The organism is Kitasatospora sp. NPDC094016 (assembly GCF_040304045.1).
GTDB lineage: Bacteria > Actinomycetota > Actinomycetes > Streptomycetales > Streptomycetaceae > Kitasatospora.
Window position 1 is genome coordinate 133,337 of record NZ_JBEOUK010000010.1, and the last position, 12,262, is coordinate 145,598.

General features: G+C 73.7%; 13 protein-coding genes. 5 read left to right on the forward strand and 8 right to left on the reverse strand.

Annotation, left to right across the window (positions count from 1 at the left end; translation table 11 throughout):
• Positions 1 to 208: 208 nt before the first annotated feature.
• From ABT015_RS12810 to ABT015_RS12830, 5 genes are all read right to left on the reverse strand, one after another.
• Positions 209 to 4,099 carry a DEAD/DEAH box helicase gene (locus tag ABT015_RS12810; protein WP_350878893.1) on the reverse strand — a complete coding sequence of 1,297 codons (3,891 nt, stop codon included), beginning with the start codon at positions 4,097 to 4,099 and terminating at the stop codon, positions 209 to 211.
• 288 nt (positions 4,100 to 4,387) lie between these two features.
• Complete coding sequence (locus ABT015_RS12815; RefSeq protein ID WP_350878894.1) at positions 4,388 to 4,594, reverse strand: hypothetical protein; 207 nt, start codon at positions 4,592 to 4,594, stop codon at positions 4,388 to 4,390.
• A 248-nt stretch (positions 4,595 to 4,842) separates the two neighbouring features.
• Positions 4,843 to 5,391, reverse strand: coding sequence for a DUF6328 family protein (locus tag ABT015_RS12820; RefSeq protein ID WP_350878895.1), 549 nt, complete (start codon positions 5,389 to 5,391; stop codon positions 4,843 to 4,845).
• An 83-nt stretch (positions 5,392 to 5,474) separates the two neighbouring features.
• Positions 5,475 to 5,861: a hypothetical protein gene (locus ABT015_RS12825; protein ID WP_350878896.1), complete on the reverse strand. Its 387-nt coding sequence runs from the start codon at positions 5,859 to 5,861 to the stop codon at positions 5,475 to 5,477.
• A gap of 169 nt (positions 5,862 to 6,030) precedes the next feature.
• Positions 6,031 to 6,240, reverse strand: coding sequence for a hypothetical protein (locus ABT015_RS12830; RefSeq protein WP_350878897.1), 210 nt, complete (start codon positions 6,238 to 6,240; stop codon positions 6,031 to 6,033).
• Positions 6,241 to 6,547: 307 nt separating this feature from the next.
• Between ABT015_RS12830 and ABT015_RS12835 the strand changes: the two genes are divergently transcribed.
• Together ABT015_RS12835 and ABT015_RS12840 are read left to right on the forward strand one after the other, a co-directional pair.
• Complete coding sequence (locus tag ABT015_RS12835; RefSeq protein ID WP_350878899.1) at positions 6,548 to 6,814, forward strand: hypothetical protein; 267 nt, start codon at positions 6,548 to 6,550, stop codon at positions 6,812 to 6,814.
• Positions 6,815 to 7,074: 260 nt separating this feature from the next.
• A complete protein-coding gene (locus ABT015_RS12840; protein WP_350878900.1) occupies positions 7,075 to 7,431 on the forward strand; it encodes a hypothetical protein in 357 nt (118 codons plus the stop codon).
• Positions 7,432 to 7,591: 160 nt separating this feature from the next.
• Here the strand turns inward: ABT015_RS12840 and ABT015_RS12845 are convergent, their stop codons facing one another.
• Entirely contained in the window at positions 7,592 to 7,897 is a 306-nt protein-coding gene (locus ABT015_RS12845; protein ID WP_350878901.1) for a hypothetical protein, read from the reverse strand.
• Between the two features lie 210 nt (positions 7,898 to 8,107).
• Between ABT015_RS12845 and ABT015_RS12850 the strand changes: the two genes are divergently transcribed.
• Positions 8,108 to 8,764, forward strand: a complete 657-nt coding sequence (locus ABT015_RS12850; protein ID WP_350878903.1) for a DedA family protein — start codon at positions 8,108 to 8,110, stop codon at positions 8,762 to 8,764.
• Between the two features lie 93 nt (positions 8,765 to 8,857).
• Here the strand turns inward: ABT015_RS12850 and ABT015_RS12855 are convergent, their stop codons facing one another.
• Positions 8,858 to 9,334, reverse strand: coding sequence for a Dps family protein (locus ABT015_RS12855; RefSeq protein WP_350878904.1), 477 nt, complete (start codon positions 9,332 to 9,334; stop codon positions 8,858 to 8,860).
• A 382-nt stretch (positions 9,335 to 9,716) separates the two neighbouring features.
• Here ABT015_RS12855 and ABT015_RS12860 point away from each other — a divergent pair, with 382 nt between their 5' ends.
• Positions 9,717 to 10,118 (forward strand): SsgA family sporulation/cell division regulator, encoded by a 402-nt coding sequence (locus ABT015_RS12860; protein WP_350878905.1) that lies wholly within the window; start codon positions 9,717 to 9,719, stop codon positions 10,116 to 10,118.
• Between the two features lie 237 nt (positions 10,119 to 10,355).
• Positions 10,356 to 10,511 carry a DUF6131 family protein gene (locus tag ABT015_RS12865; protein WP_167745913.1) on the forward strand — a complete coding sequence of 52 codons (156 nt, stop codon included), beginning with the start codon at positions 10,356 to 10,358 and terminating at the stop codon, positions 10,509 to 10,511.
• A gap of 130 nt (positions 10,512 to 10,641) precedes the next feature.
• Here ABT015_RS12865 and ABT015_RS12870 read toward each other — a convergent pair whose 3' ends face one another.
• Positions 10,642 to 12,243 (reverse strand): threonine/serine exporter family protein, encoded by a 1,602-nt coding sequence (locus ABT015_RS12870; protein ID WP_350878907.1) that lies wholly within the window; start codon positions 12,241 to 12,243, stop codon positions 10,642 to 10,644.
• Between the last annotated feature and the right edge of the window lie 19 nt (positions 12,244 to 12,262).

A 12,262-nucleotide genomic window follows, 5' to 3' on the forward strand; every position in this document is an offset into this window, starting at 1 on the left:
CAACGAATCGCTCGTGGCCGGCACGCATGCCACCACACCATTATAGTTGAAATTAAAACCACCTTGGCCGCCGTCCCGCGCGGCACCCGGCCACGAGTGGCGCCACAAGGACGGTTGCGGCACCACAAGGAAGTCATCAAGCCCGAGGCCTCGATGCCGACCATCTGGTATTTGCACCTACGACAACCTGAAGATATATCTGAGCCGTTCAGCCGTTCAGCCAGCCGGACGCGTCGAACCGGGCCAAGCCCCCGTGGTCGGCCAGGACGTCGAAGTGGCGGTGCCGGCCCCACAGTCCCCGGTCGCCGATGACAAGCAGTCGTCTCCGGGCCCTGCTCACTGCGACGTTGAGGAGGTTGGGGCTGGCAGCCGCCCAGTCGCGGGCTCCGTTCTGGGACGCCACGGTACCCAGCAGCAGGATGACCACGTCCGCCTCCTTGCCCTGGGTGGTGTGCACCGTGCCGACCCGCTTGGCGGGAAGCCGGGTTCCGGCCGTCCGGCGCGCCTCGGCGACCACCTCCCGGAACGGGCTCACCACGAACACGGACTTGCCGAGTCGCTCACGCACCTCGGCGGCCATCGTGGTGCCGAGGTCCACCGGCGGCCGGCCCTCTCGTAGTGCGGACTCCCACTCCTCCTGCTCGATCTGCGCGCGCAACCGCTCCCCGAGCAGATCCAGCACCCTGCCCAGCACGAGCCCCTGCTGAGCCACCCACTTGCCGTCGGACTCGCCCCCGACGACGTCCAGCCAGACGCTGCGGTCGGCGATCGGATAGGGCCCTCGCTCACCCGTGCCGAACACCATCAACCCGTCGTAGGCGATGCGGTTGCTGATCTCGAACATCGGATTGTCACAGCGACGGTGCACCCGGAGCGGTGACCCCACCCACACCTCCGTCTCGCCGTCGGGGAGTTGGGCCGGGAGCCAGGTGCCGCACCGGGCGAGGCGGTCGGCGACCCGCTGGACCGAGGTGCGGCCGGGCGCCCACTCCTGCGCCACTCCGTAGTGGGTGCGAAGCTGCTGCTGTGCCGTCCACGGCACCGTCACGACAGGTTCGAGTTGCAACGGGTCGCCGACGACGACCGCCCGACGGGCCCGCCACAGTGCGCCGACCGCCTGCTGTGGGGTGGCCTGCCCCGCCTCGTCGATGAACAGCCAGCCCAGGGCCTCGGAGCCCAGGCCCGCGAAGAGGCGGTCCAGCGAGGCGAAGGTCGTCGACACCACCGGCACGACCAGGAACAACAGTTGCCAGGCGGCCCGGACGGTTTCCGGCGGCAGATCCTTCGGGGCGTCGCCGCCCACCACCTCCATCACCGCCTGCAAGCTGGTGAGCAGGCGCTTCGCCTCCGCCGCGAGGAAGGCCCTGTGCAGATCCAGCGCGGCGAGGAACACGCGGGTGCGGGCGGCGCTGAACTCCTCGTCCATCCAGGGGGCGGACAGCTCCCGCCGGCCATCGGCCTGCGGGTCTCCGGGGAGTGCGGCCCAGTCCTCGGCCGGCACGTGTGCGCGCCACCGTCGCGTCGCATCGGAGACCTTGCGGGCGGCGATGTCGGCGGCGGTCCGAGCCATGGCGGCTGCCTGCTCGGCAGCGGTGACGGCCTGTTCCGCGCGGCGCAGGCCGTCCAGTCGGCTCGCGCGCGAGCGCTGTGCCGCGGCCTCGGCGGCAGCGGCCTCCTCGCCGGCCGCTCGTGCGTCGGCAAGGAGCTCACTGAGTCGGCCGAGTGCGCTCTGAGATTCCTCCCATGCTGTTTCGGCCTGAGCCAGAGCACTCACCAGCGGTTCCCGCCCACGCAACCACCTCTCCTCCGCATCTGAGGAGAGCCAGGCGCGTAGCCGGCGAGGACGCTGCCGCGCATCGTACGAGCGCAGGTCATCGAGCCGCGACTGGCACACTCCCCGGCGCAGCTCCACGGTGGCCCGGGCCTCGGCCAACGTCGTGGACACCTGGTGCTCGGTCTGCTGCGTGGCCGCCAGCCGTTCGGTCGCGCTCTGCGCCGCGGCCTGCGCGTCGGCCAGTACGCGCTCGGCCGGGGCCGTGTTCGCCCGGGCCGCTGCCACAGCGGCTTCGGCACCCCGCAGCTGTCGCGCCAGGAGCTCCCGGCTGTCGCGTGCGGCGGCCGCGGCCTCCCTGGCCGCGGCCAGCTCCTGGACGGCCTGGCGCGCCTGGGTGAAGCGGCGCACCGCCAGCGGCCAGGGATCGCCCAGCTCAGCGGTGGCCGGCGCGTCCGGGGCGTCCGGGGCACCTGGCACGCGGCTGCCACCGAGCGGGTTCCGATCCGGACCAGGTCGGGCGTCGCCGTTCAACTCCTTCTGCCGGAGCAGAAGATCACGCAGACCCCGGCCGGTGGACACGGCTTGTCGGCGGCTCTGTCCGGGGCGTCGCGGGTCGGCCGTCTCCTGCATCTCCTTGCCCCACCAGAAGCGGCTGACGAACTGGGAGCGGTTCGCGCGATTGCCGAGAGGTGCCGCGACCGCTCCCCACGCGTCCGCGCCGCCCAGCAGCAGCCTGCCCTGCGCTGAGAGGTAGTCGGCCTCCTCGCACCACTCCTCGGCTACCGCGGATGCGGACGGGATCTCGGTCGTCACGTTCTCGACCGCGCCGTTGTTGGCGGACGCGATGACGATCTCGTAGCCCGTCAGCTCCTCGCGCAGCCCGTGAAGCCTCCGGTTCCACTGGCCGGAACTCCAGGTGTGGACCTTGCCGAACGCTTCCGCCGGAGAGCCCAACGCCGCCAGCCGCTCCGCACGTTGCACCACCAGGGCGGCGATCAGGTCGCGGAGCATGGTGGTCTTGCCCGTGCCGGGCGGCCCGTTGACCGCGTAGAGGCCGCCGCCCCCGGCACCACCCGGCTCCGCCAACGCACTGTTCACCGCGAACTGCTGGCTGAGGACCAGGGGTTGGTCACTCCTGCCGGGCCACCGGCCGAGTGGGGCGGCTGTCGGACGGACACCGTCCAGCAGGACCTGCGGCTGCTGCCGCACGTCGGTCCGGCGGCCGGAGTCCAGAGTTGCGGTGGACCGGAGATAGTCCTCCAGCGCCCGTCCCGACCTGCCCTCCGCGAGCGCCGCAGCCACCTGTTCCAGGTCCGCGGCGATGAAACTGTTGAGGAAGTCGGACTGGTCGCTCTCCGAGCTCTGCGACTCCCGGACGGTGTAGCTCTTCACCCGCACGGCGTCCGGCCGCAGCGCCTCCGCGATCCCGAGCTGCTCGGCGACCCAGCGGGTGACGGCCGCGAGGTCCCTGACGTCAAGCGGTTTCAGGCCCAACGGAACGGGGAGATCGCCCGTCGGGTCCGGCTCCTCGGGCTCATCCGCCGCGTCCGCGTCGTCCCCGGAACGCAGGGCATCGGCGTCGGCACCGCCCGCGGGGTGCAGGCCGCCGTCGAGGACCCCCTCCACCCGCTGGGTCACGTGATCGCTCACCCTGCTGCCGACCCGGTCCGCGAGCGAGTCCGCCGCCGATCCGGTCAGCGTCTCGGCGACCGCCTGGGTGATCGAGCCCAGCGCGGCACCCGCCACGGTGCCCACCGTCGAGGCGATCCCGCCGACGGCAGCGCCGAGCACGACATCGACCGCCACACCCGCGATCGCACCGAGCGCCGATCCGGGTCCGGAGGGCGCGCCGCCCGCTCCTCGCCGCTGCTCCACCACCGGGAGCCGGCCGTCGCCCAGCTCCAGGAGGGTCGAGACGCACAGTTCGGAGTCCTTCTCGAAGCCGTCGAGCCAGGCCGGGTCCGCCGGCCCCGGGCGCAGGGCCCGGCCCACCGCCCACGCGCACGACGAGATCGTCACGCTGTCCTTGAGCAGCAGCCCCTGGTCGTTGACCGAGAAGCAGAGCACCGCGCTCTGGCCGCCCGAACGGCCGTCGAAGTCCTCGGTGGGCCCGTCGGTGCCGAACACGCCGAGCAGCGTGTCGCGCAGCGCGGTGAGCTCGAACACGCCCGCGTACACCGTGTGCTGCCAGGATCGCCCGCGGCCCGGCGAGCGCCGGCGGAGCCGGTGGTCCGGCTCCCAGGGCAGCGGTCGGCCGTCCCAGACCGGATAGACGTCCTTCGACGGATCCACCCCGTCGACCTTCTGCGGGCTGAACAACTCCACAGCCCGCCAGTACCGGACGATCGCAGCCCTGCGCCCACGCTCTCCACCGGCCATCCCCACGCCCCCTCATGCCAGCCCCACCTGGTGAGCAAGCAGCGTACGGGACCACGAACCACCCGACGTGGGTCTGGGCGACTTCGACGAATCAGGTGATAGCGGCTCGCCGGGTTCCCAGATGGGGAAGGGACCGGAGCCCCTGCTGCGCCGTCCGTCGGGTGAGTGGAGTCCGAGCGCCCGGGCGACGGAGTGCGGGCGGGCAGGGGGCCGGGGGCGGCGGGGTGTCGCTGGTCAGGGGGCCTGGGTGTCGGCGGCGGGTGGGGTGGGTGCGTCGTCGGCGTCGTCGGCGTCGTCGGGCTCGTCGGCCTTGGCGCGGACGTCCTTCGGGGTGGGCGCCACGATGTTCCGTTCTTCTGCGGACCGCTCCCGTACGGTGTCGTCGCCGTCCCGCGGGGCGTCCTGCTCCGCGGGGGTGGTGCCCGTGTCGTGCGTGCTCATGGCGTAGCCCTTCTCATCAGGTCGGTCGGCGGATTCGGTGCGCTCCGGAGGCCTGGAGGCGTGGAGGCCTGAAGGCCTGGAGGCGTGGAGGCGGCCTCGCGGGCCCGGTGGGTGCTTCCTGCTCGAACCGGCGGGCGCGGTCTCTCCGCCTCGGGTTGCCGCGGCGCCTACCCCGAACGCCGGTTGCGACGCGCCCGTACGCCTCGGAGATCCGACCGGCGCTCGGACGCTGTTCCGGTCGGCCTCCGTCACCGTGAGGGGCGGTCGTCCGCGCCGGGGTCGCCGTGGGCGGAGGGGGCCGCCTGGCGGGCGGCCGTACGCCGCAGCACGATCTGGGGCAGAACGAACCAGGTGGTGGTGAACCAGAGCAGGACGGCTGCGCTGAGGGCCCACGCGGCGACCGGGTTGCCGGTGGCGGTGCGCAGCAGGAGCAGCAAGGCAGCGGCGATGGTCAGGGCCAGGGTGGCGAGGCCGGTGGCGATGAGGTGGCCCGCGACGTGGATGAGTTCGGGTTTCATGCCGCGGCCGGCGAGGAGGCGGTGGAAGGCCACGGGGGCGACGAGCGTGCCGGTGGCGAGGGCGCCGAGGATGACGGTGGCGACGTAGAGGTCCTTGTCGAAGTCGGGCAGGCCGGCGAAGCGCGGGGTGAAGGCCACGCTGATGAGGAAGCCGAAGAGGATCTGCGCGCCGGTCTGGCACACCCGGACCTCCTGGAGCATCTCGCTCCAGAGCCGGTCGGCCCGTTCCTGGGCTGTCTCGTCCCTGCCCCCGCCGGGCGACTCGTCGTCCTTCAGCACGGTGTCGTCTCCCTGTGCGCGGATGCGCGATGCGGGCAGGTCGGCGGGCCCGCGGGTCTGTGCCGGCCCTTCGGGCCGTCGGGTCAGGGGCGGTCTTCGTGGTGGCCGCAGAGCCAGGCCAGCGCTTGGTAGGCGCCCAGGGCGTACGCGGCGTTCGCGCCTTCGTCCGCGCCGTCGCCCTCGCCCGAGGTCGAGGCCAGGGCCAGGGCCGAGACGTCGCGCAGACGGACGGCGGCGGCCTGGCACTCGGCCAGGAGCTGCGCCCGGCAGGGCCCGGTGGCGCCGAGCGCGGCGGCAGCGGTGAGGGGCGCCGCGACCTGGGCGCCGGCGGCCCATCGGTAGGCCCCCAGGATCCCGTGGTCGAAACCGGTCCACGGCTGCGGGCGGCCGTTGGCCGCCTCGATCGCGTCGAACACCTCGTCCAGCAGGCGCACCCCTACCGCCGGGATCGTCGTCTCGTCACTGGTCATGCCCGCAACCTACGTCGCCCGGACGCGGCCCGCCCCCGGGCGCCCGGTCCGTCCCGGGGCCGGCCGGACGGACGCTGGGCAATCGGGTGAACCCCCACGACGGCCGCCGAGGTGGCGCCGGCGGGTCCGGGTCCGGATCCGGGACCAGGACCGGGTGGCGGCGGACCACTCAGTCACCCGCCGCGGGCAAGGCGATGCGGCACACCTGACCGGCCTCCAGCTCGACGACGACGGCCAGCACCGGGCGCAGCCAGCGCACCATCGACCGCGCGCCCGGATGCGGCTTGCGCAGCCGCCCGGCGACGGGCGACCCGAGCTCCGCCCGCTCCTGCCCGGACAGCTCGCGCGTCACCAACCGCCGACCGTCGACGAGCACCACCAGCAACCGCCCCGGCTCGCCTGGTTTGCACGGTTTGCCCGGTTCGCCGACGGCCCCGACCACCCAGCCCCTCACCGCGGCCCGCCCGGACACCGTTCCAGCGCGGGCGGCGCGATCATCGACGGACTCCTTCCGTGCACGAGGTGTGATCACCCGAGCATGGCAGCAGCCCCCGACGGGCGCGATCCATGCGGTCGTCGATCCCGGCGCTCTTCCGGACGGAGCCGGGCCGAAACGGGGCAGGGGTGCTCGCCTCGAAAGGCCTACCCCGGATGTGGGTCCACCGGCGATGGCCGAGGCTCGGTGCATGGCATCGATCATCGTGCTCTTCGAGCTGGAGCCCGACGTGGCCATCGGCGCGGATGGTGTCGAACCCGCCGTGATCGCGGTGCACGCCGCCGGGGCCGATCCCGACGTGCCCGAGGACCCGCAGCCGTACACGCTCTGCGGGCTGGAGACCGGCCCGATGGAACACACCCACTACCGGCCGGTCCGACCCGGCGAGCCCTGGTACCCGCCCACGCTCGCCGACCAGCGGTGCCAGGAGTGCGAGCGCGCCCTGCGCGCGCAGTGAACGCCGCGCCGGGGAGAGGCGGACGTCGACCCTGCCCGGAGCCTGCGCCTGCGCCTGCACGTCAGCGCGCCACGTCAGCGCGCCACGTCAGCGCGCCACGTCGCCGCCGATCACGGGCGTCGCGCTGGGGCGGGGCACGCCTTCAGGTTCTCCGCCGTCGCGCACGCGGCCGATCGGAGCCCGTCCGCCAGGGGTGGCCGGGCTGGTCCGGATGCCACCGCGCGGGTGCGGCGGACCGGCCCAGCAGCCACGTTGAGAAGATGGACATCGTCGTCGTACTTGAGCTAGACATGCCGACCAACGTGCGGCTCCTCGGCCCCGACCACACCCCGGCGGACCCGGAGAGCCCGGTGCGCCGCGTACACGCCGCCCCCGCGGAAGCCTCGGGCACCTGCGGCCACCTCACCCTGTGCGGCCTGGACACCGACGGGATGACCCTCGCCCCGCACCGCTACGCCCACCAACCTCCAGCGCACTGGCTCACCTGCAGCACGTGCCAGGCAGCCAGACAGGGCTCCGCACCCGACGCCGCCGAAGCGGCCGAAGCGGCCGCCCAGGACCACCACCAGGACCACCACCAGGACGACACCCACCCGGCGGAAACCGCCGCGCACTGAGCGCCGCACCCACTGCGTCGAGCACGTCGAGCGCGTCGAGCGCGCGGGCGACGGCCGCCTGGCGGAGTCGGAGGGTCTCCTCGTCGACGGTGCCGCCGTGCCGGGTCGACGGGTTCCGATCCGGGCGAGCTGGTGGTCCTCCTTGTCCGCCGCTCCCCGGTTATCCGCCGCGCCCCCGGCCATCGGCGCAGGCGCAGAGCACGGCGAAGGCGATCGCGAGGGTCAGCGCCCAGCAGCCCGTGAGGGCCCACAGGACGGGCGCATCCGCCGTCCGGAGTCCGGCCGCCAGCAGGCCGAGCGACAGCAGGGCGAGCCCGAGGACTGTGAGCGGCCGTACCCCGCGCATCATGTCCCAGGCCCTGCTGCGCAGTCCGAGGCCGAACCTGTGCAGCCGTGCTTCCAGGACGCGGCCGCGGCGCAGCTCCCGCTCGGTCCCGAGCAGCCCCTCCTGCTCGCGTCCGTCCATGGTGCGTCCTCCTCGCAGGGTGATCCGTCGCGGTCCGGCGGAGCGGTTACCCGGGAAGCGCGAAGGCTAACGCCGCCGGCCGCGCGGCCCGCCGCAGGTGGCCTGAGCGCCGGGGGGCACTGCGTGCGGGACCGCCCGCCGCTACATTGAGGCGCAGGGGGCGGCGGAACGGGCGGCAGAAGGGGCGGGAGATCCCGAACGGGGTGGCTGATGCACTCGATCACCGACTGGCTGGACGGCCTGTCCGGCCCGGTCGTGTACGCGGTCGTCGCCGCCCTCGTCTTCGCCGAGGACGCCCTCTTCTTCAGCTTCCTCATCCCCGGCGAGAGCGCCGCCGTCCTCGGCGGTTTCCTCGCCCACCAGGGCCGGGTGTCCATCGGCTGGCTGGTCCTCGCCGTGGTCTGCGCGGCCGTCCTGGGGGACTCCGTCGCCTACGAGATCGGCCGCCACATCGGCCCGGCGGTCCTCGACACGCGCATGCTGCGACGGCATGAGGAGCAGGTCGACAAGGCCCGTGACCTGATCCGCCGACGGGGGCCGGCGGCCGTGTTCTTCGGCCGCTTCGTCGCCTTCTTCCGCCCCGTGGTGCCGACGCTGGCCGGCGTCTCCCGCATGCCGTACCGCCGTTTCCTCCTCTTCAACGCCCTCGGCGGCCTCGCCTGGGGCGTCGGGTTCACCCTCCTCGGCTACTTCGCCGGGGCCGCCTACACCAAGGTCGAGGGCACCGTCGGCGGTGTCGTCGCCGCCCTGCTCGCCGCAGCGGTCGTCATCGCCCTCATCGTCTGGCGCGTGCGCCGCCGCAGGTCCGCTGCCCGTACGCGGTCCCGCCGCACGCAGTCCCGCGTGGACCGGGACGAGAAGCACTGACGGCCGGGCCGCCCGGCCGACCGCACCGCGCGCGCAGGGGGCCGGGACCCGCCCCGATCCCGGCCCCGGCCCGTCGCGGTCGGCGGGGTGGCGTCAGTGCTGGTTCTCGGCCTGGAACATCCAGCTGTGCTTCTCCAACTCGGCGGTGAGTCCGATCAGGAGGTCCTGACTGACGGGATCCGCCGGGCCGGTCTCGTCGATGCGCACCCGCATCCGTTCGATCACGGCGGCGAAGGCCTTCACCAGGTTCTGGACGGCCTTCACGTCGGCCGTCCAGCCCTCGGGGAAGTCGGGCAGGTTGCTGGTGGCGGCGATCGTGGCGGCCCGCCCGTCCGGGCTGACCCCGATCGCGGCGGCGCGCTCGGCCACCTGGTCGGCGTAGTCGCGCGCGGTGACGACCACGTCGTCGAGCTGGAGGTGGACGGAGCGGAACCGGGGCCCGTAGAGGTTCCAGTGCGTCTGCTTCGCCACCAGGGACAGGTCCAGCAGGTCGACCAGGGTCCCTTGCAGGGCCTCCCCGGTCGTCTTGCGTTCGCTGTCCGGCAGCGGGCTGCTGATGACGATACCCATCGCTGAGTTCCTTCCGGGTCGGGGGAGCCGTCGGCCGGCCCCCGCGGTGCTGGCGGGCCCTCCACCCCCTGAAGACCGGGCTCCGGCGCGTCCGGGACGCCGGGGCTTCCCGGACGCGGACGAACGACCGGCCGCCAGACCGGGCAGCGGGACCACGCGGCGGCTGCCCCTTCTCGCCGGACGGAAACCACCCACCTCGCGCCGGGAACCGCGCCGGGAACCGCACCGAAACGTTCCGTGCGCGAGCGAACACACCGCGCACGCGAGGTTTCCGCACCAGCGCCATGAATCGGCCCGGGGCGGGTAGCCGAACGCTGCCGCCGCCGGCGCTCGGTGCCGCTGCGGACAACCCGGCGCCACTGCCAGAAACGGAGTCCGTCGTATGACCGTCGTCACCTCCTGGTCCACCGCCGTCACGCTGCCCGAAGGCCCGTTCCCCGATGTGACCGTCGAGGCGCAACTGCGCTTCGACACCTCGCTGCCGTACGCGGTGTGCCTGGTCTTCCCGCCCCTCGGGGGCGGCGGGGAGGCGCGGTGGGTCTTCGCGCGCGACCTGCTGAACGAGGGCCGTCACGCCCCCGCCGGCCACGGGGACGTGACGGTCGCGCCCGGGCGGGCGGGCCGGGTCCTGGTCACCCTGTGCGCCGAGAACGGCCGGGCCGTGATCAGCATCCCCGCGGACGCCGTGACGGCCTTCCTCCTCGACTCCTTCGCCCTGGTGCCGGCCGGCACCGAATCCGACCACCTCGACATCGACGCCGTCCTCGACCGGATCCGGTCCTGACCCGCCACGGGCGACGGCGGCGACCGCTCGGTGCAGGGCCGGGCATGCCCGAGCGGGGAACCGACCCATTCCGCTTCGGGCGGGATGGTTTGCCCGGCCCGCAGAGCGGTACACGCGGATCATGGGCGCGGCCGGAGAAACGACGGCTCCACCACCCCCGGACGGTTCCGGCATCACCATCGAACGGCCGGACCGCCGCTCCTGACAACCGTCCCAGTCACCACACGGGAGGACCTCGTGATCGTCCTCGGCGTCATCCTGCTCATCATCGGTTTCGTCACCGGGATCTCGATCCTGTGGACCATCGGCATCATCCTGGCCGTCATCGGCCTCGTCCTGTGGATCGCGGGCTCCGTCGGGCACGCCGTCGGCGGGCGTCGTCACTACTACTGATCCACTCGTCCTGCTTTTCCGCACCACCCGCCCCAACCGCCGATCCACCCGTTCACCGGCTCGTGCGGCTGTCCGCCCCGGCACCACGTGGGTGCCGACGCCGACAGCCGCACGGCGCCGTCCGCCGTCCTCACCGGCGGTGGCGCCCGGCGCTGCGGCCGGGCGCCGGGACCACGCCCGGGGCGGGGAGGAACAGCCGGGCGACCTCGCGGCCCAGGTTCACGCCGATCGCCACCGCCATCGCCGTGGCCGTGGCGCGCCCGACGCCGACGAGCCCGATCTCGGGCTCGCCCCGGACGAAGGCGAGCAGCCCGAAGTACAGCAACGAGCCGGGCAGCAGCGGCCCCAGGGCCGCGGTGACGTACGGCAGCGAGGAGCTTCCCCGGTAGCGGGCCATGAGCTGGCCGGACAGGCCCACCAGCCCGGCGGCGAGGCCGGTGGCCATGATGGGCTCGCCGCCGGCGTTGATCAGCACGCCGTACGTCGTCCAGCCGACCCCGCTGTTGAGCAGGACGGCCGGCAGCGTGCCCGGCTCGGTGTTGAGCAGCACCGCGAAGGTCAGGGTGAGCAGGAGCGCCGCCATCAGTTGGAGCGGTGGGTTCGACGCGGCGACCGGGACGGGCCGGGCCGCCAGGTCGGCACCGTTGTTGACGCCGATGTAGAGCACGGTCATCACCCCGACCACCACGCCGGCCATCATGTACAGCGTTTCCATCAGGCGTGCGGCCGCGGTGAGGTAGAAGCCCGCGAGGCCGTCCTGCGCCGCCGCCACCATGGGCCATCCGGGCAGGAGCGTGTACAGCCCTCCGGTGATCACCACCGATCCGCCCAGGTTCAGCCCGTTGAAGGACAGCAGGATGCCGATCGCCGCCGCCGGGGTCGCGGCCGTCGCGATCCGGTAGAACTCCGGGAGGTCGTGGCGTCCGACCAGCGCCGAGAGCCGGTCGCCGGCCAGTGCCGCCGCGACGGCGCTGACGAACACCAGCCAGGCCCGGGCATCGGCCCGGCCGCCGACCAGCAGCGTCGCGGCGCCGGCCAGCAGGCCGGAGGACAGGACCAGGAGCCAGGCGGGGTAGCGGCGGCAGTGCCGGCGCACAGCCCTCAGCCGGTGGTGGGCGTCGTCGACGACGAGTCCGCCGGTCGTGATCTCGGTGACCAGCCGGAAGAGCACGGCCAGCCGCGCGTAGTCCCCGGCCGGGTGCCGCACGGAGCGCTCGACCGTCACGGGTGGCTCCGAGGGGCCCGGCTGGTACGAGATCGCCACCCGGGTGAAGGTGACCTGGGGGTCGCAGGGCTGGGCCCGGTAGGCCTGCGCGACGGCGAGCATGGCGGCCTCGACGTCCTCCGCGGCCTCGCCGCAGGCCAGCATCAGCTCGCCCACCAGCAGCGCGAGGTCCAGGACGGCGGCCACCGCGGCCGGCCCCGGGTCGTCCGCGCCGGGTTCGCCGGTCACCAGCGGGCGGTCGGTGGTCGGGGTGCGCAGCAGCGGCAGCATCAGGTCCGGCCAGGCCGCCGTGCCGTCGGCATCGGCGGATCCGCTCTCCGCCCCGGGCGGCGCCGGCCGGCCGGGAGCTCGGCCCTCCCCCGGAACTCGACCTTCACCGGGGACGGGGGCGGGGGTGGGGGCCGCCCCGGGGGCCTCCTCCGGACTCGCCTGGGGCGGGACTCTTCCGGTCCGGCTCGCCGGCCCGTCCGCTTCGGCCCGCACGCCGAACTGCTCGTGTTCCGGCATCGTCGCTCCCTGCAACACC